This is a genomic window from Lysobacter sp. MMG2 (genome assembly GCF_016735495.2).
Classification (GTDB): domain Bacteria; phylum Pseudomonadota; class Gammaproteobacteria; order Xanthomonadales; family Xanthomonadaceae; genus Lysobacter_J.
The window spans coordinates 551,720-569,254 of record NZ_JAERQY020000003.1; the positions used below are offsets into that span (position 1 = coordinate 551,720).

19 protein-coding genes and 2 pseudogenes are annotated in these 17,535 nt (G+C 67.5%); 10 read left to right on the forward strand and 11 right to left on the reverse strand.

What is annotated here, in order from left to right:
- Positions 1-94 precede the first annotated feature (94 nt).
- Genes JI752_RS14450 through JI752_RS14460 form a run of 3 tightly spaced genes read left to right on the forward strand, consistent with a single transcriptional unit; the run spans position 95 to position 1,637 of the window.
- A complete protein-coding gene (locus tag JI752_RS14450; RefSeq protein ID WP_216965252.1) occupies positions 95-568 on the forward strand; it encodes a hypothetical protein in 474 nt (157 codons plus the stop codon).
- 36 nt (positions 569-604) lie between these two features.
- On the forward strand, positions 605-1,105 hold the full coding sequence (locus JI752_RS14455) for a hypothetical protein (RefSeq protein WP_216965260.1): 501 nt from the start codon (positions 605-607) through the stop codon (positions 1,103-1,105).
- Between the two features lie 49 nt (positions 1,106-1,154).
- Entirely contained in the window at positions 1,155-1,637 is a 483-nt protein-coding gene (locus tag JI752_RS14460; RefSeq protein ID WP_216965263.1) for a hypothetical protein, read from the forward strand.
- Positions 1,638-1,643: 6 nt separating this feature from the next.
- On the opposite strand, the pseudogene JI752_RS14465 reads toward JI752_RS14460, so the two are convergent.
- Both JI752_RS14465 and JI752_RS14470 read right to left on the reverse strand, forming a co-directional pair.
- Positions 1,644-2,921, reverse strand: a pseudogene (locus tag JI752_RS14465) (YifB family Mg chelatase-like AAA ATPase); the annotation flags it as partial.
- A gap of 52 nt (positions 2,922-2,973) precedes the next feature.
- Complete coding sequence (locus JI752_RS14470; protein ID WP_216965265.1) at positions 2,974-3,198, reverse strand: helix-turn-helix transcriptional regulator; 225 nt, start codon at positions 3,196-3,198, stop codon at positions 2,974-2,976.
- Between the two features lie 781 nt (positions 3,199-3,979).
- Between JI752_RS14470 and JI752_RS14475 the strand changes: the two genes are divergently transcribed.
- On the forward strand, positions 3,980-5,017 hold the full coding sequence (locus JI752_RS14475; protein ID WP_216965267.1) for a hypothetical protein: 1,038 nt from the start codon (positions 3,980-3,982) through the stop codon (positions 5,015-5,017).
- On the opposite strand, the pseudogene JI752_RS14480 reads toward JI752_RS14475, so the two are convergent.
- Positions 4,980-5,216, reverse strand: a pseudogene (locus JI752_RS14480) (magnesium chelatase domain-containing protein); the annotation flags it as partial. The gene JI752_RS14475 and the pseudogene JI752_RS14480 sit on opposite strands and share 38 nt — an antisense overlap.
- Before the next feature lie 12 nt (positions 5,217-5,228).
- Positions 5,229-5,495, reverse strand: coding sequence for an accessory factor UbiK family protein (locus tag JI752_RS14485; protein ID WP_216965269.1), 267 nt, complete (start codon positions 5,493-5,495; stop codon positions 5,229-5,231).
- A gap of 177 nt (positions 5,496-5,672) precedes the next feature.
- On the opposite strand from JI752_RS14485, the gene JI752_RS14490 reads away from it, so the two are divergent.
- Both JI752_RS14490 and JI752_RS14495 read left to right on the forward strand, forming a co-directional pair.
- Positions 5,673-6,011, forward strand: coding sequence for a P-II family nitrogen regulator (locus JI752_RS14490; RefSeq protein WP_158983665.1), 339 nt, complete (start codon positions 5,673-5,675; stop codon positions 6,009-6,011).
- 107 nt (positions 6,012-6,118) lie between these two features.
- Complete coding sequence (locus tag JI752_RS14495; RefSeq protein WP_216965271.1) at positions 6,119-7,231, forward strand: acyltransferase; 1,113 nt, start codon at positions 6,119-6,121, stop codon at positions 7,229-7,231.
- Between the two features lie 15 nt (positions 7,232-7,246).
- Here the strand turns inward: JI752_RS14495 and JI752_RS14500 are convergent, their stop codons facing one another.
- Positions 7,247-7,699 (reverse strand): Lrp/AsnC family transcriptional regulator, encoded by a 453-nt coding sequence (locus JI752_RS14500; RefSeq protein ID WP_216965272.1) that lies wholly within the window; start codon positions 7,697-7,699, stop codon positions 7,247-7,249.
- 121 nt (positions 7,700-7,820) lie between these two features.
- Between JI752_RS14500 and JI752_RS14505 the strand changes: the two genes are divergently transcribed.
- Positions 7,821-8,726 (forward strand): DMT family transporter, encoded by a 906-nt coding sequence (locus JI752_RS14505; protein WP_216965274.1) that lies wholly within the window; start codon positions 7,821-7,823, stop codon positions 8,724-8,726.
- Between the two features lie 27 nt (positions 8,727-8,753).
- Here JI752_RS14505 and JI752_RS14510 read toward each other — a convergent pair whose 3' ends face one another.
- The 3 genes from JI752_RS14510 to speE all read right to left on the reverse strand — a co-directional run bounded on the left by JI752_RS14510 (position 8,754) and on the right by speE (position 11,133).
- A complete protein-coding gene (locus tag JI752_RS14510) occupies positions 8,754-9,317 on the reverse strand; it encodes a hypothetical protein (RefSeq protein ID WP_216965276.1) in 564 nt (187 codons plus the stop codon).
- Between the two features lie 63 nt (positions 9,318-9,380).
- Entirely contained in the window at positions 9,381-10,037 is a 657-nt protein-coding gene (locus tag JI752_RS14515) for a phosphotransferase (protein WP_216965278.1), read from the reverse strand.
- Between the two features lie 241 nt (positions 10,038-10,278).
- Positions 10,279-11,133 carry a polyamine aminopropyltransferase gene (gene speE / locus JI752_RS14520; RefSeq protein ID WP_216965281.1) on the reverse strand — a complete coding sequence of 285 codons (855 nt, stop codon included), beginning with the start codon at positions 11,131-11,133 and terminating at the stop codon, positions 10,279-10,281.
- Positions 11,134-11,325: 192 nt separating this feature from the next.
- On the opposite strand from speE, the gene speA reads away from it, so the two are divergent.
- Genes speA through JI752_RS14535 form a run of 3 tightly spaced genes read left to right on the forward strand, consistent with a single transcriptional unit; the run spans position 11,326 to position 14,373 of the window.
- Positions 11,326-13,215, forward strand: a complete 1,890-nt coding sequence (gene speA / locus JI752_RS14525) for an arginine decarboxylase (RefSeq protein ID WP_216965282.1) — start codon at positions 11,326-11,328, stop codon at positions 13,213-13,215.
- Positions 13,216-13,223: 8 nt separating this feature from the next.
- Positions 13,224-13,478 carry a YciI family protein gene (locus tag JI752_RS14530; protein ID WP_216965415.1) on the forward strand — a complete coding sequence of 85 codons (255 nt, stop codon included), beginning with the start codon at positions 13,224-13,226 and terminating at the stop codon, positions 13,476-13,478.
- Positions 13,459-14,373 (forward strand): NAD(P)-dependent oxidoreductase, encoded by a 915-nt coding sequence (locus JI752_RS14535; protein WP_256448150.1) that lies wholly within the window; start codon positions 13,459-13,461, stop codon positions 14,371-14,373. Before JI752_RS14530 ends, JI752_RS14535 begins: the two co-directional genes overlap by 20 nt.
- A gap of 75 nt (positions 14,374-14,448) precedes the next feature.
- Here the strand turns inward: JI752_RS14535 and JI752_RS14540 are convergent, their stop codons facing one another.
- The 3 genes from JI752_RS14540 to argS all read right to left on the reverse strand — a co-directional run bounded on the left by JI752_RS14540 (position 14,449) and on the right by argS (position 17,500).
- A complete protein-coding gene (locus JI752_RS14540; protein WP_216965286.1) occupies positions 14,449-14,844 on the reverse strand; it encodes a hypothetical protein in 396 nt (131 codons plus the stop codon).
- A 112-nt stretch (positions 14,845-14,956) separates the two neighbouring features.
- Positions 14,957-15,811 (reverse strand): SPOR domain-containing protein, encoded by an 855-nt coding sequence (locus tag JI752_RS14545; RefSeq protein ID WP_216965287.1) that lies wholly within the window; start codon positions 15,809-15,811, stop codon positions 14,957-14,959.
- A complete protein-coding gene (gene argS / locus JI752_RS14550) occupies positions 15,812-17,500 on the reverse strand; it encodes an arginine--tRNA ligase (protein WP_216965289.1) in 1,689 nt (562 codons plus the stop codon).
- Positions 17,501-17,535: the final 35 nt, after the last annotated feature.

Consider the following 17,535-nt stretch of genomic DNA (forward strand, 5'->3'; position numbering starts at 1 on the left):
ATTCACAAGTCTGAATGAAATTTGCGGGGTCAGGCAGTCGACATTGCCAAATCGGGCGCGTTATGTTGTGAAACCCACACTATGGATCGTTGCAATGCGTGCCCTTCGATTCGCCTCTTTCCTCGTCCTTGGCCTGATGCTCGCCATTCCGGCCGCCTTCGCCTCCGTCGACAGCCGTGTGCTGATGCTCGACGACATCCGCACCCAGCAGACCCAGATCCGCGACGACGTGGAAGCACGTTCCGGTCGTTACAAGGACCTGACGGCCACGGAGCGCAATGAACTGCTGAGCAAGCAGGCGCGCATGCTGCAGACCATCGAGGGCAAGCATTCCACCGCCGACCTCAACGACCAGCAGAAGACGGAAGTCTTCAACACGCTGGAATGGATCGAGGGCGTGGTGAACAACGAAGGCGACGAGCGCATGGTGTGCGAACGCCGCGCCGTGCTCGGCAGCACGCGCAAGGAACGCGTCTGCAAGACCGCCTCGCAGTGGCGCGAAGAACGCGAAGCCGCGCGCAACATGATGGACTCGCGCGGCGCCTGCGGGGACTGCAAGGTGAACTGACCGATCCACCGGAGGCCGTTGCACAGGGAGCGCAACATGAAGCCGATGACGACATGGATGACGGTGGCCCTTCTCGCCCTCGCGGGCGCGGCGCACGCCAACGCCGACAAGGTGGCGATGATCCTGCAGCAACAGCGTGAAATACGCGCCGAGTCGGAACATTCGACCGGCGCGTACGCGCGTTTCGACGCCGGCACGCTCGACCGCATGCACCAGGCGCAGGACCGCGTGTTCCGCCTGCTCGACGGCAAGTCCTCCGTGGACCAGTTGCGGCCGAGCGAGCAGGTCGAAGTGTTCAACGCGCTGGAAGAAGTGAAGGCGATCCTCGCCGACAACGAACGCAACAAGCAGAAATGCTGGCGTGAGCACAAGCTCGGCACGACGATGAAGATCACCCGCTGCGCCACGCTCGCCGAACTGGAGCAGGTGCGTCGCGATTCGGAGCAGTGGAAGGCCGATCCTTCGGTATGTGGCCAAAGCAGCAGCGGTGCCGACTGCGGCGGCAACATGCGCAGGGGGCTCGGCGGAAATCCGTAAGCGCGGGGCCGTCCCCGCCTTTAACCGTCATCAGCGAGGGGAGATGGCCATGAAGCAGCAAACGTGTGTCAGCTGGGCGTCGGCCGTGGTGCTGGCGCTGGCGTTGCCGTTCGCGGCGATCGCGCAGGACGCGCCCGCGCCGCCACAGAAGCTCGAACAGATCGTCACCCAGCAGCAGGCGCTCAAGCGCGACCTCGACGCCGGCAAGATCGACGGCATGACGACGCGCCAGGTCAACGTGATCCGCAAGGCGCAGACGGACGTGTTCGCCGTCACCGAAGGCAAGACCTCGCTCGACGAGCTCTCGATGGACGACAAGGTGCGCCTGGAGAACGCGCTGGAGCGCATCAACGCCGAGGTGAAGAACACCCGCGCCGGCCACGACGACAAGCAGGTGTGCTGGCGCGAGCGCATGTCGGGCACGAGCACCAAGGTCACGCGCTGCGGCACCGAGTCGGAGATGCGCGAGGCCCGCGAAGGTGCGCGTGACTTCCTCGAACGCCCGAAGGTCTGCGGCGACCGCTGCGGCTGACGCGCTTCAGGCGCCCGGCGAATCGAGGCCACGCATCGCGCGGCGCAGGGCGATGGCCTCGGTGAGGTGCGCCGTGGCGATGGTCTCGGCGCCGGCGAGGTCGGCCACGGTGCGCGCCACGCGCAGGATGCGGTGCATCGAACGCGCCGAGAGTTGCAGCGCATCCACCGCGCGCTCCAGCAGCGACTGGTCCGCGTCCGCGAGGCGGCAGGCCGCGGCGGTTTCCGGCTGATCGAGCGCCGCATTCGTCTTGCCTGCGCGAGCATGCTGGCGCGCACGCGCCTGGATGACACGATCGCGCACCGCGTGGGTGGGTTCGCCGCCGGGCGCGTCGGGGCGCAGCTCGGCAGGTGGCAGGCGCGAGACTTCCACGTGCAGGTCGATGCGGTCGAGCAGCGGGCCCGACACGCGCGCGCGATAGCGTCGCACCGCCTCCTGGCTGCAACGGCAGCGGCCGGAGGCATCGCCGGCCCAGCCGCACGGGCAGGGGTTCATCGCCGCCACGAGCTGGAAGCGCGCCGGAAATTCCGCACTGCGCGCCGCGCGCGAAACGGTGATGACGCCGGCTTCCAGCGGTTCGCGCAGGACTTCGAGCGCGCGGCGGTCCCATTCGGGCAATTCGTCGAGGAAGAGCACGCCCTGGTGGGCCAGGGAAATCTCGCCGGGCCGCGGCTGCGCACCACCGCCGACCAGCGCGACCGCGCTCGCGGTGTGGTGGGGCGACCGGAACGGACGCTCGCGCCAGCGCGCCGGGTCGAGGCCGCGCCCGCTCACGGACGCGATGGCCGCCGCTTCCAGCGCTTCTTCCTCACTGGCCTCCGGCAACAGGCCCGGCAGGCGCGAGGCCAATAGCGTCTTGCCGCAGCCGGGCGGCCCGACCAGCAACAGGTGATGCCCGCCGGCGGCCGCAACTTCCAGCGCGCGCCGCGCCTGCGCCTGGCCGCGCACGTCGGCGAGGTCCGGGCCGAGCCGGCGTTCCAGCGCGGGCGCCTGCGCGAACGGCAAGGCCTTGCGCGCCGTCAGGTGGGCACAGACTTCCAGCAGCGTGCGCGCGGGTCGCACCTCGACGCGGCCGGCCAGCGCGGCCTCCGCGCCGTTGGCGACGGGAACGATCAACTTCCGACCGGCGTCGCCGGCCGCGAGCGCGGCGGGGAGCACGCCGTCCACCGCGCGCAGCTCGCCGGTGAGGGCGAGCTCGCCGAGGAACTCGCAGTCCGCCAGCGACTCCAGTGGAATCTGCCCGCTGGCCGCCAGCAGGCCCAGGGCGATGGGCAGGTCGAAGCGGCAAACTACGGGTTAGTTGTCAAGCATGGACAACCGAAATATCCGCTAAATCCTACGCGCCAGCCTCCTGCAACAGCTGGGACGGGCGAACCCTAAGTCCTGCGGCCACCCTGCTCAATGTGGCGATGGTCAAATTGCGCGATCCGCGCTCGATACTTCCATAGTAGGCGCGGTGCATTTCAATAACGTCGGCAAATCGGTCTTGGCTGACATCGAGGGCCTCTCGGTGCGCCCGGATGACCGATCCCAGTCGCAGCCTTAGCGTCGCTTCGTCCATCCGCGCACGCTACGGACAGCGCTACTTCTATCGCTACGACCATAAATGTAGGCTACATATATATATCAATCGGCAAACATGCTTCATGCGCCTCATATTGCGAGATGACACGTTAGACGAGCAGGTCACTGTGACGCTCTCGCCAGAGGCGAACGAGGCCTTGCGGATTCAAAGGTCAAGGTGCCAGTCCGACACTGCCGAATCGGTTTGGAAGGAGCGCTTGCGAACGTCCATGGAGAACGCGCTTCTCGCGAGCCTGGATTGGGACATTCGTCCACCCACAAAAGCTCAGGTCCAATACGCCCTCGCTATTGCGAAGGCCCTGCGCGTCGGTCTACCGGGAGAGGCCCTACAACATCAAGGCGCCATGCGCGAATTCCTAGATAGACACGCGGATGTCTTCAAAGCGATGAACCAACGCCCATCAGTTGGCACGAACCTTTAGCGCGCAGCGAACACGGGATGCCGATGCCTACTGATCGCCATGACTCTGTTTGGTTCCACCTGAATGAAGACCGTGAGACGGCGGCGGCGCTTGAGCTTCGCTCGACGCTCATGCTTGAGCTAGAGAAGCTCCTCGATGCCGACCCGTGCCTTCGTTCCAAGATGAACCCTAGCCACCTCAGCGTCATTGAGCGCGGGCTTATCGCGGAAATTACAACCTCCGCCCTTGCGCTCATCGTCCATGACCTGGGTTACAGGATCGAGACTAGGCTCGTGCCTAATGGGTCCAGGTCGAAGGCGGCAGCCAGATTAGCAAGCCACCTCACTGCCCGCTTTGATGGCCCTGATCGAAACACTAGAGCAGCAGGAAGACAAGGCGCGACTGCTTCCTGCGACCGCTCGAGTTTTCGCGATGACGAAGGACGTCAAAGCAGCGGAACGCTATGCGAGTGCGCTTTACGATAGCGGTGATGTCGTCGGTTGCCTCGATTTCCTCCAGTCGGTTCCTGAGATCGTGAGTCAATCGCCGAAGCTCGAATCCCTCATGGCGTGGTCGTTGTATGGCTGCGGCGAGTTCGCAGCCTCACGGGCATTGCTTCCTGCTGTGGGCCAGCACGATCCACGAAACGCGCGAATGTTGAGTACCAACCTGGCGATATCGTCGGGTGATTGGGAGTCCATACAGCTCAGCGTTGAGAACGACTGGATCAACCGCGACGACCGCCGTCCAATCGATCTCGTTGCGGCAGCTAAGCTGGCCATCCAAGTCGGCTCATCTCGCTCGAAGGACCTGCTGAGAGAGGCCGTGAGCAGGGGCTCGGACGATCCCGAAGTCTTGCTTGGCGCATATGTGTGCGCCACTGAGGGCGGCTTCGAGGATTCCGGCGACGCCTTCAGCTGGCTAAGTCGCGCGGCGGAGCTTTCCGGCCCAGACGGCCCGGTTCAGAAAATAACTCTTGAGCAGATCAAGGAGCGCCAACCAGACTGGGCTCGCCACGAAAGGGATGTTTCGGAGGCTTATATCCATTCGGAGATGCCCGCGTTCTTAGTCGCAAAGTCCTTGAATCGAAGTCAGATAAGTCTTCTAACCCTTGCGGCGCTGACAAACCGCGAAGAGTTGGATGCTCGTCGACGATCCTGGATTCCAGCATTTACTGGAGCGCGCGCGCCTGATGACCTTACCGGAGTGAGTTCGGTGGCCATTGATGTTAGCGCGCTGTTGAATCTTGAGCTTCTCGGGATCCCAACTACTCTGGCCACGACAAGGGCTCCTCATCGGAGGTATGTCAATCCTGGACAAGTTATCTATCGGGTGTCCACGACCCATCTAATCTATAGCCGCCTTCCTTGGGCAGGTCGGCGGGGGCGAGGTTGACGGTGATGCGCCGCGCCGGAAATTCGAACTGCGCGCACAGGATCGCCGCGCGCACGCGATCCTTCGCTTCGCGCACCGCCGCTTCGGGCAGGCCAACGATGGACATGGCCGGCAAGCCGCCCGCCAGGTGCACTTCGACCCGAACCGCAGGCGCACGCACACCCGATCGCGCACGGCTGTGCACGAGTGCGAGATTCATGGTGGAAACCGCTTAGTGGCGCGGCGGCGTGGACTGGCCGAGCTGGGCTTCGAGTTCGGCCACGGTGCGCTGCAGTTCTTCCAGCTTCTCGCGCGTACGCAGGAGCACCGCGCGCTGCACCTCGAACTCCTCCCGGGTGACCAGGTCGAGCTTGGCCAGGCCGGATTGCAGCACGGCCTTGAAGTTCTGCTGCAGCTCTTCGCGGCTCTCGCGCACGCTGGGTGGAACCAGGGAACTCAGGCGGCGGGCGAGGTCGTCGATGGGGTTCAGGTCGATCATGAGGGAAAGGTCCTCGGGCGTTACCCGCAGAGTGCGGGCTGGGCCGTGAGGGCGCCGTCGGCGTGGGTCGCGTCGGCGTGTGGGGGAAGTCCGAAAGTGGGTTCCACTCTACCGCAGGGCATCCCCTCCGGCACGGTCCTTCGCTATCCTCCCGCCGATAGCCCGGAGGTGAATGCGATGAAGATGGTCATGGCGGTGATCAAGCCGTTCAAGCTCGACGACGTGCGCGAGGCGCTCGCCGAGGCCGGCGTGGCCGGCATCACCGCCACCGAGGTCAAGGGCTTCGGGCGCCAGAAGGGCCACACCGAGCTCTACCGCGGCGCTGAATACGTCGTGGACTTCCTGCCCAAGATCAAGCTGGAGGTCGCCGTCACCGACGAGCAGGTCGATGCCGTGGTGGAGGCGATCATGAAGGCCGCCGGCACCGGCAAGATCGGCGACGGCAAGATCTTCGTGTGGGACCTGGAGCGCGCGGTGCGCATCCGCACCGGCGAGATGGACGGCGACGCGCTCTAGGCCGCGCGGCGGTTCCCGTCGTGCGACATCGCGACGCTTGTCGCGCGAAGCATTCCTGCGCAGAGTGAGCGCCCCGCGCACGACGCGATCGCCACGAAACGGACTTCATGCAGCGTCTTCCCGGACTCGATCTCCTGCGCGCCATCGCCGTGGTCTGGGTGATGCTGTTCCACTCCTTCCTCGTCGGCGGACTCGGGCCCGATTTCAAATGGCTCGAGCGCTACGGCTGGATGGGCGTGGACATTTTCTTCGTCCTCAGCGGCTTCCTGATCGGGCGCCAGGTGCTGGCGCCGCTGGCGCGCGGCGAGGCGCTGTCGTTCGGCGATTTCTACGCGCGGCGCGCGTGGCGGATCCTGCCGGCGTTCGCGGCGGTGCTGGCGATCTACCTCGCGTTCCCGGCGTGGCGTGAAGCACCCGGGATGGCGCCGTGGTGGCAGTTCGCCACGTTCACGTTCAACCTGCTGGTCGATTACGGCACGCAGCAGGCGTTCTCGCACGCGTGGTCGCTGTGCGTGGAGGAACATTTCTATCTGGTGTTCCCGGCGCTGGCCTGGGCGTTGTCGCGCCGGCCGTCGATGGCGAAGTTCGTGGGCGTGTGCGTGCTGGTGGTCGTCGCCGGCATCGCCTGGCGTGCCGGGGTCTGGCTGCACAACGACGCGCTGGATCGGCCGGGACCGTGGTTCGTCGAGGACCTCTACTACCCGACGTGGTGCCGCCTCGATGGCCTGCTGATGGGCGTCGTGCTGGCGACGATCGCGGTGTACCGGCCGGCGACATGGGAGCGCATGACCGCGCGCGGGAATTCCTTCGCCGTGATCGGCCTGCTGGGCATGGCGCTGGCGTTCTGGTTGTTCCGCGAGCGCACGGGTTTGCTGGGCAACTCGATCGGCTGGCCGGTGCTGTCGGCGGCGATCGCCTGCCTGGTGGTGGCAGGCGCGGGCACGCGCAGCTGGATCGGGCGCTGGTCGTTGCCGGGCGTGGCGTGGATCGCGGGGATTTCCTACAGCCTCTACCTCAGCCACAAGCTGGTGTTCCATGCCGTGGACACGGCGTGGGGCGAGGTGCTCGCGGGGCGCGGGCTGCTGACGTTCGCGGTGTACGCGCTCACCACGCTGGCGGGCGGGGCCGCGCTGCATTACGCGGTGGAGCGCCCCTTCCTCAAGCTGCGCGAACACCGCCGCGCCCGCACGCGTCTGCGTCTGGCCGACGCGACGGCCTGACGTCTTCGCCTTGCCTCAGGCCCCCGCGCCCAACGGCGGCGGGCGTCGGCGGATCGGCTGCGACTTCACGATCGACGTGCTGGTTTCGGCCTTGTCGGCGATGCGGTCGAGCAGCCCGTCGAGCTCTTCCATCGACGTCACGTACAGCCGCGCGATGTAGCAGTCGTCGCCCGTGACCTTGTCGCATTCGCCGAACTCGGGAATGCCCTGGATGAGTTCCTGCACGATGTGCAGCTTTCCGGGCAGCGGGCGGATGCGCACGATGGCCTGCATCGGATAGCCCAGCGCCGCCGGATTGAGCTCCACGGTGAAGCCGCGGATCACGCCGCGCTCCTCCAGCCGCCGGACGCGCTCGGTCACGCTGGGCGGCGACAGCCCGACCTCGGCCGCCAGGTCCTTCATGGAGATGCGTGCGTTCTCCAGCAATCGCTGGAGGATGCGCTGGTCGACGGGGTCGAGGGCATTCATCGGGTCATGTCCGTGTTTTGCCTTGAATTGTAAGGCGCATAGGCGAGTATGGCTTTCCATTCGTCTGGAATCCACCCGGGCCGCCGTCCATCCTGAAGCCTCCCCACACGAGGCAGGCTCCATGCAAGCGCAGACACGCGGGGCGGTCGAGATGACCGTCGCCATGACCATCCTGGGCACGATCGGCTGGTTCGTCGTCGAATCGGGGCAGCCCGTTGCCAGCGTCGTGTTCTGGCGCTGCGCATTCGGTGCGGCGACCTTGCTGCTGGTGTGCGCGGCGCTGGGCCTGTTCCGCCGCCTGACCCTGCGGCAGTGGGGGCTGGCGATCGCCGGCGGCGCGGCCATCGTCGCCAACTGGGCGCTGTTGTTCGCGGCCTTTCCGCGGGCGTCGATCTCCGTCGCCACGGCGGTCTACAACACCCAGCCCTTCATCCTCGTGCTGCTGGGGGCGCTGTTCCTGGGCGAGCGGCTGACGTGGACGAAGGTCGCCTGGCTGGCGGTGTCGTTCAGCGGCGTGCTGCTGATCGTGCAGGGCAAACCCGGTGCCGGCGCGCTGGGGCCGGCGTTCGTGCAGGGCGTCGCGTTGGCCTTCGGCGCCGCGTTCTTCTACGCCTTGGCGACGCTGGCGACCAAGCGGTTGGCGGGCACGCCGCCGCATCTGGTCGCGCTGATCCAGGTCGGCGTGGGCGTGCTGCTGCTGGCACCGTTCACCGACTTCCATTCGCTGCCGGGCGATGGCCGCGCCTGGGCGTTCCTGATCACGCTGGGCGTCGTGCACACCGGCCTGATGTACATCCTGCTGTACGGCGCGATCCAGAAGCTGCCCACGCACGTGACCGGTGCGCTGTCCTTCCTCTATCCGGTGTCGGCGCTGCTGGTGGATTTTCTCGCCTGTGGGCACCGCCTGCAGCCGGCGCAGATCGTGGGCGCGGCGGCCATCCTGGTGGCGGCGGCGGGCATGAACCTGGGCTGGTCGCTCTCGAGTGTGCGCGCGCGCTTGCGGCTGCAACCCGTGATGCGGCGATAGCGCCGCATCGGCCAACCGCGAGCCGCGCTAACGTTCTACGGGCGCGGCTTCGCCCTGCATGAAGCTGGCGACGGGCTTGTCGCCGTTGACGGTGCGCGCCACGACGGTGACGGTCTTGCGGATGCGGTCGAGCTGGATCTCCAGGCTGCTGTCCGGCTTGCCCGGCGTGCTGAAGGAGCCGTAGAGGGTCGGGAAATCGCGGTCGTCGCGCGCGGACGTGTAGCTGTAGCTCGCGGTCTCGTGGAGCAGCGGCGGCAACTTCACCGAACCGACTCGCCCCAGTTCGATGCGCTTGCCGCCCACGGTCAGCGTGCCGCCGTCGTCCAGGCGTTCGCGAAAGCAGAAGACGAACTCCTGCGCGACGGGCGCAGCCTTGGGCTCGCCGACCCAGCGGAAATCGCCTTCGTAGCTGTACGTGTAGCCGTAGGGGCCGCCGCTGCTGGTCTTCTCGCGGACCTCGCCGCTGAGCTGTTCGTGGAAGACGGCCTTCCAGCACGTTCCGTCATCGGACGCGCGCGATCCCGCGTGGACGCTGCCCGCCATGACGAGCAGGCAGAACAGCGGGACGATGCCCCGACGGCCGTTATCCATGAAGTCCCCCTTCGTGGCCGCCACGATAGCGTACGAAAAGAGCGGCTGCGCCGGCCGTCGCGATCAGCCCTTGAGGCGGCGATAGACCCGCTTCCAGCCCAGGCGGATGGCGTCGACCCAGCGCGGTGGCGCCAGCATCTGCGCTTCCCGCGGCGTCGGCGCCTCGCCGATCAGGCGCTGGCGCATCTTCACCACGTTGGCCAGGTCGCTGCGGCGCAGTTCGCGCACCAGGGGCAGCCAGCGCAGCCAGCGCGGCGTGCGCATGGCGGAGGTGAAATCGATCAGCACCGGCGTGGTGCCGCACACTAGCACGTTGGCCGGGTGCAGGTCGTTGTGCGTGATCCCCGCCGCGTGCAGCGAGGCGACCGCACCGCGCAGCTGCTGGAAGACGTGCGAGCCGGCTTCCATCGCCACTTCGCCCAGCGCGACGCCGGGGATGAACTCGATGCCCAGCGCGAGGCCGCCGATCGTGCCCAGCAATGCCGGTGCATGTCGCCAGCCGCGCAGCCGGCCGAGCACGCGCGCTTCGCGACGCACCAGCAGCCGCGCCAGCGGCGACAGCAGCGTGCGTCGGTAGCGGCCGTAGTCCTTGACCACGGTCGGACGTCCGTCCACGTCGATCACGTAAACGTCGGGTTCCAGGAAGCGCTCGCCGCGCTTGAGCAAACGGGTTTCGGGCGGCAAGGACCGGGGGTCCTGCGGCAGGGCATTGGCATTCATCGGGGCGGTCCGGCGACGCGCGTCGTGCTCGGGGGAGGGCGGCGCGGCGGGGGCTGTGAACCGTTGGGTTCAGTTATCGAAATACTAATGTCATGCCGGCGGACGATCGCCTTGGCCCGGGTGCACGCACTGTTCCGCGATCACGACAAAGTCCGCATATGCGTGCAAGACGTCGCGCGGGAGCTCCAACAAAAAAGCCCCGCTTTCGCGGGGCTTTCAATGAAGCGGGGTGGGCGCGGAATCAGCGGCCGTCCAGCTCCGCCGCCACGAACGGCGGCAGGCTCGACGCGCCCTGGTGGATGTCGGCGGTGTAGTACTTGGTGTCGAAATCCTTGGCGCGGGCGTCGGCCTGGCGGAAGTCGAAGCCCTGGCCCTTGCGCGCCAGCGTGCAGCTCCACCAGCCGGTCGGGTAGCACGGCTGCGGGAACGGCAGCGTCTGGAAGGTCGTGAAACCGGCCTTGCCCATCTCCGCGCGCATTTCCCTGATGAGCGAGAGCAGCATCAGCGGCGATTCGGACTGCTGGACCAGGATGCCGTCGTCCTTCAGCGCGCGGAAGCAGCTTTCGAAGAACGCCTTGTTGAACAGGCCTTCTGCCGGGCCGACCGGATCGGTGGAATCCACGATCACGATGTCCAGCGAGTTCGGCTCGCAGTTCTTCATGTAGGCGATGCCGTCGTCGAACAGCAGCGTGGCGCGCGGATCGTCGTTGGCGTCGCACAGTTCCGGGAACCACTTCTCGGCCATGCGCGTGACCTGCTCGTCGATGTCGCACTGGACGGCCTTCTGCACGCCCTTGTGCTTGAGCACCTCGCGCAGCGTGCCGCAGTCGCCGCCGCCGATGATCACGACGTTCTTCGGGTCGGCGTGGGTGAACAGCGCCGCGTGGGACATCATCTCGTGATAGAAGAAATTGTCCTTCGTGGTCAGCATCATCGCGCCGTCGATGAGCATCAGGTTGCCCCAGTCGGTGCTCTCGAAGATCTCGATCTTCTGGAACGGCGACTGCACCTCGTCCAGCTTCTTGGTGATGCGATAGCCGATCGCCGAGCCGGTCGGCTCGAAGTTCTCGTAGTGCCAGGAGGTGTTGGTGCTCATCGTTGCGTCCCAGGGGAAAGGCCGTGCGGCGCGCGAGGGCGGCCGGGCGGGCGGAAAGGGGGCGGCATTGTAGCGGACCGGCCGTTACGGTCCGGCGTCGCGCGTCCGGGCGCTGCCTTCAGCATGAGGACGGGCCCGTCCGGCGCCGGGCTGTAGAATGCGCGTCCCCCCGCCTCCCCCGGTACCCCGCCGATGTCCGACTGGTCGCTCGATCAGGCCCGCAAGACCTACTCGATTCCGCACTGGTCGGAAGGTTATTTCGACGTCGGCGCGAGCGGGCAGGTCCTGGTGCGCCCGCGCGGCGCGAAAGGCCCGGCGATTTCGCTGCCGGCGGTGGTCGACGCCGCCCGGGCCAACGGCGCCAAGCTGCCGCTGCTGGTGCGCTTCCCGGACATCCTCGGCGACCGCCTGGGCAAGTTGCAGGCCGCTTTCGCGCAGGCGCAGGCCGAATGGGACTACGCCGGCGGCTACACCGCCGTGTACCCGATCAAGGTGAACCAGCACCGCGGCGTCGCCGGAACGCTGGCCTCGCACCGCGGCGAGGGCTTCGGCCTGGAGGCCGGCAGCAAGCCGGAGCTGATGGCCGTGCTCGCGCTGTCGCGCCCGGGCGGCCTGATCGTCTGCAACGGCTACAAGGACCGCGAGTACATCCGCCTGGCGCTGATCGGCCGCAAGCTCGGCCTGCAGACCTACATCGTCATCGAAAAGCCCTCCGAGCTGGCGCTGGTGATGGAAGAAGCCGCCGCGCTGGGCGTGACGCCGGGCCTGGGTGTGCGCATGCGCCTGGCCTCGCTGGGCGCCGGCAAGTGGCAGAACAGCGGCGGCGACAAGGCCAAGTTCGGCCTCTCGCCGCGCCAGGTGCTGGACCTGTGGAAGAAGCTGCGCGACACCGGCATGTCCGACACGCTGCAGCTGCTGCATTTCCACATGGGCTCGCAGATCTCCAACGTGCGCGACATCGCCAACGGCATGCGCGAGGCGACGCGCTATTTCGTCGAGCTCTCGCGCCTGGGCGCGAACATCCGTTACATGGATGTCGGCGGCGGATTGGGCATCGACTACGAAGGCACGCGCTCGCGCGGCTACTGCTCGATCAACTACGGCGTGCAGCAGTACGCCAACAGCATCGTGCAGCCGCTGTCGGAAGCCTGCGCCGAGAACGGCCTGGTGCCGCCGCGCATCGTCACCGAATGCGGCCGCGCGATGACCGCGCACCACGCCGTGCTGGTGGCGAACGTGTCGGAAGTCGAGGAAGCGCCGGAAGGCCGCATTCCCGACGTGCACGACGACGAGCCGTCGGTGATCCGTCACCTGCGCGAAGTCTACAACGAACTCGAACAGCGCCCGCCGGTGGAGCTGTTCCACGAAGCGCAGCACCACCACAGCGAGGGCCTGGCGCTGTACGCGCTCGGCCAGCTCGACCTGGTGCACCGCGCGCGCATCGACGACCTGTTCTATGCGATCGCGCACGACGTGCGCAAACGCCTGAGCTACGACGAGAAGAGCCACCGCGAGCTGCTGGACGAACTCAACGATCGTCTCGTCGACAAGTACTTCGTCAATTTCAGCGTGTTCGAATCGATTCCGGACGTGTGGGCGATCGACCAGGTGTTTCCGATCGTGCCGATCGAGCGCCTGGACGAGGAACCCACCCGCCGCGGCGTTTTGGCCGACATGACCTGCGATTCCGACGGCACGGTGAAGACCTACGTCGAGAACGAGGGCCTGGACACCTCGCTGCCGTTGCACGCGCCGCGCAGCGGAGAGAGCTACCGACTGGGCTTCTTCCTGGTGGGTGCGTACCAGGAAATCCTCGGCGACATCCATAACCTGTTCGGCGACACCGACGCTGTGGAAGTGCGCATCGAAGGCGATGACTACCAGCTCACCCAGCAGCGCCGTGGCGACACCACGGACGTGATGCTCGACTACGTCGGCTACCGCCTGGACGACCTGCGCGCCGCCTACCGCGAGAAGGTCGCCGCCGCCGCGCTGCCGGCGGACGAGGCCGCGCGCCTGGACGCCGCGCTGGAAAACGGCCTGACCGGCTACACCTACCTCGACGACGCGCCGCTGGCATGAGTGCGACGCTGAAGCGCTACCTTGTGCTGGCCCGCAGGACCCCCGGGTTCGACCCGGCCGTCATCGGCCCGCACCACGCGTACCTGGACGCCTTGCGGCGCCAGGGCCGGCTGGAGCTCGCCGGGCCGTTCTCCGACAAGAGTGGCGGCGCGTACCTGCTGAAGGCGGCGGACCTGGACGAAGCCACGGAGCTTGCACGGACCGATCCGCTTCATCTCAGTGGCGCCTCGGATGTCACGGTTTTTGAATGGAACGCCGCCTGACGCGGATCGTTTCCTCCCTCGCAAAACGGAAGTATCGAAAATGAAATCAGGGTTCATTGGCCTGGGCGCGATGGGCGCACCGATGGCTCGCTACCTGCACGCCAAGGGCCTGCTCACTGCGGTGGGCAACCGCACTCAGTCCAAGGCCGATGCGCTGGCCGCGGAGCTGAGCGTGCGGGCGGCGCGTTCGGCGGCGAACTTCGCCGACTGCGATGTGGTCGTGCTGTGCGTCTCGCTGGACGCCGACGTGCTGGAGAACGTCAACGCGCTCGCCGAGGTCCTCAAGCCCGGCGCGGTGGTGATCGACCATTCCACGGTCGCCGTCGACACCGCGCGTCGCTGCGCGGCGCTGCTGGCGCAGCACGACATCGCCTTCCTCGACGCGCCGGTGTCCGGCGGCGTGGAGGGCGCGCGCAACGGCAAGCTGTCGGTGATGGTGGGCGGCGACGCCGAAGTGCTCGAGCGCGTGCACGAGGTCATCGACTGCTACGCCGCGCGCATCACGCACATGGGCGCCACCGGCGCGGGTCAGGCGACGAAGGCGGTGAACCAGGTGCTGGTCGCCGGCATCAACGAGGCGGTGAGCGAAGGCCTGGCGCTGGGCGAGAAGCTCGGCCTGGATCCGGACAAGCTGCTTCCCACGCTGATGGCCGGCGCGGCGAGCAACTGGTTCCTCGAAAAGCGCGGCGCGACGATGCTGCGCGACGAGTTCACGCCGGGCTTCAAGTGCGCGCACATGCTCAAGGACCTGCGCATCGTCTCGGCGATCGCGCGCGACAGCGGCCTGCGCATGAGCACCGTGGAGCAGGCGCTGGCCGATTACGCCGAACTGATCGAGCGCGGCCAGGGCGAGTCCGACACCTCGGCGCTGATCACGCTCAAGCGCGACGGTTGAGGGTTCGCGCGGCGCGCGGCGAAAGGCGGGCCGCGAAGACAGCGTCGCGGTCGCGCGAGGCGACCGCCGGCGGGATCATCCCGCCGCCCGACGGGCTCCGAACCGCGCACCGACCTGCGCGCCGAGAAAGGCGCCCAGCCAGGCCAGCACGAGATTCAGCACGATCGCCAGCTGGTTGAAGCGCCAGACCTTGGCCAGCGTCATCTCCGGCTGCACCGTCACCATCACGAACAGCACCAGCGCCCACAGCAGGGTGACGAGCCCGAGCGCGAACCACCAGAAGCGCGCGCCGCCGATCGCGCCGCCCACGAATGCGGCGGCGAAGACGCCGGCCACATCGAGCAGCGGCAGCTCGCCCCAGGGAGTGGCCTGCACGTGGTGCAGGCGCGCGCCGAACATGAAACTGATGAGAGCGAACAGCATCAGCGTCAGCAGCGACGCGATGCAGCCCGAAAGAATGCGCTTGTCCATCCCTTCCCCAGTGATCCCGTGCGGGATGGGCGCAGTCTAGCCGCGCGGCGGGGCGGGTGCGGTGATCGCGGTCGCGGCTTGCGGCGCGACCGCGCGGATCACGTCAGGGCGATCACTTGACCTTGATCGCCATCGCCTGCAGCCCGCCGCCGGCGAGCTTGCGCTTGGCGTCGGCCAGATCGCTGGCGGTGCCGTACGGCCCCATGCGCACGCGGTAGACCGTGTTGCCGTTGATGTTGGCCGATTCGACGCGCGCGCTCAGGCCGAGCATCGCGATGCGCGCCTTCATCTCCTCCGCCTGGCCCGAGGCCTGGAAGGCGCCGGCCTGCAGCAGGTAGCGCGTGCCGTCGTCGCCGGTCGCCGCGGGCGCCGTCGAAGTGGATGCGGGCGTCGAAGGTGCCGGCGTCGGAGCCGGGCTCGTCGCCGGTGCGGTGCCGGCGGTCGTCGTCGGCGTGCGCGCCGGGACGGTGTCGGTCTCCACCGGACGCGGCAGCGCCGTCGTCGTCTGCGCGGGCTGCGCCGGCTTCGCGGGCTCGGCCGCAGCGTCGTCGTCCGTCGGGCGCGCGCGCTTGTTGCGCTCGGCCTCGCGGCGGGCTTCGGCCTTCTCGCTGGCGGCGAGTTCGGCGTCGGACATCGGCACTTCCTTGCCCGGCAGCAGGGTGTAGAAGTCGTAGTCGGTGTCCTTCTTCGCCGGCTCGGTGTTCGAGCGCTTGCTGCCCTTCGCCGGCGCCGGCGTGGCCTCGTCGGCGATGGCTTCCTGATCGGCGCCGCTGGCCTGGGCCGGCTGCGCGTCGGGGTTGGGCTGCGGGCGGAAGAAGCCGTCGCCGTTGGACTTGAGGTACTTGGGTGCGACCAGGATCACCACGACGGCCAGCAGCACGCCGAGGATCATCCAGGCCCAGCCCGGCAGGCCGCTGTCGCCGCCGGAATTACGCTTCGCTTGCGATTTGCCGCGACGTGCTGCCACTTACATCACCTCGGGGGCGCTCACGCCCAGCAGTTCGAGACCGTTCGCCAGTACCTGTCGCGTCGCCATCGCGAGCACCAGACGCGCGTCGCGGACGTCGGCGTCGTCGACCAGGAACTGGTGGTCGTTGTAGTACGTCTGGAACGTCTGCGCCAGTTCGAGCAGGTAGGCGGCGATCTGGTGCGGTTCCAGATCGCGGCCGGCGGTTTCCACCACGTCCGGGTAGCGCAGCAGCGTGGCGATCAGCTCGCGCGCGGCGACGTCGTCCAGGTCGAGCGGTTGCGCCAGTCCGTTGGCGGCGTCGTAGGACAGGCCGCGCTCCTTCAGCTGGCGCATCAGGCCGTGCATGCGCGCGTGCGAGACCTGCACGTAGTACACGGGGTTGTCGAGCGACTGGCTGCGCGCGAAATCGATGTCGAAGATGAGCTGCGAGTCGGGCTTGCGCGCGATCAGGAACCAGCGCGTGGCATCGCGGCCGACCTCGTCGACGAGGTCGCGCAGCGTGACGTAGCTGCCGGCGCGCTTGGACAGCTTCACTTCCTCGCCGCCGCGCATGACCGTGACCATCTGATGCAGCATGTACTCCGGCCAGCCCTTCGGAATGCCGCAGTCCAGCGCCTGCAGGCCGGCCTTCACGCGAGCCAGCGAACCGTGGTGGTCGGCGCCCAGTTCGGTGATCGCGCGCTCGTAGCCGCGCAGCCACTTGCTGCGGTGATAGGCGACGTCGGGCACGAAGTAGGTGTACGTGCCGTCGGACTTGCGCATCACGCGGTCCTTGTCGTCGCCGAAGTCGGTGGTGCGCAGCCACAGCGCGCCGCCTTCCTCGTAGGTGTGCCCGTGGGCGATCAGCTCGGCCACGGTTTCCTCCACCTTGCCCTCGGTGTAGAGCGAGGATTCCAGGAAGTAGACGTCGAAGCCGACGCCGTAGGCTTCCAGGTCCAGGTTCTGCTCGCGGCGCAGGTAGGCGACGGCGAACTGGCGGATGGCGTCGAGGTCGTTCGCGTCCTTTGCAGCGACGACGGTGTGGCCTTCGACTTCGACGCTCTCGCCACGCAGGTAGGCGGCTGCGACGTCCTTGATGTAGTCGCCGCGGTAGCCGTCTTCCGGCCAGTCCGGATGCTCCGGCCCCTTGCCCTGCGCACGCGCCTGCACCGAGATGGCGAGGTTGTTGATCTGCGCGCCGGCGTCGTTGTAGTAGAACTCGCGCGCCACGTCCCAGCCGTTGGCGTCGAGCACGCGCGCGATGCAATCGCCGATCACCGCCGCGCGGCCGTGGCCGACATGCAGCGGGCCGGTCGGGTTGGCCGACACGTATTCCACGCCGGCGCGGTGGCCCTTGCCGATGTCGTTGCGGCCGTACGCGGCACCGCGCTCGAGCACCTGCCCGATCTGGCGACGCCAGGCGGCTTCGTCGACGTAGAAGTTGATGAAGCCCGGGCCGGCGATCTCGACCTTCGCCAGGTCCTGCGTGACGGGCAGCGCATCGACCAGCGCCTGCGCGATCGCGCGCGGGTTCGACTTGGCCGGCTTGGCCAGCAACATGGCGGCGTTGGTGGAGAAATCGCCTTGGCCCGCGTTCTTGGGACGCTCGATCACGAACTCGGGCGTGGCCAGATCGGCCGGCAGGGTGCCGGCGGCGCGGAGGGCGTCGATGGCCTGCGCCACCAGGGCGCGGAGAGTGGATTTCACGGGAGTCTGCGGGGTATTGCGGGACCGCGCATTGT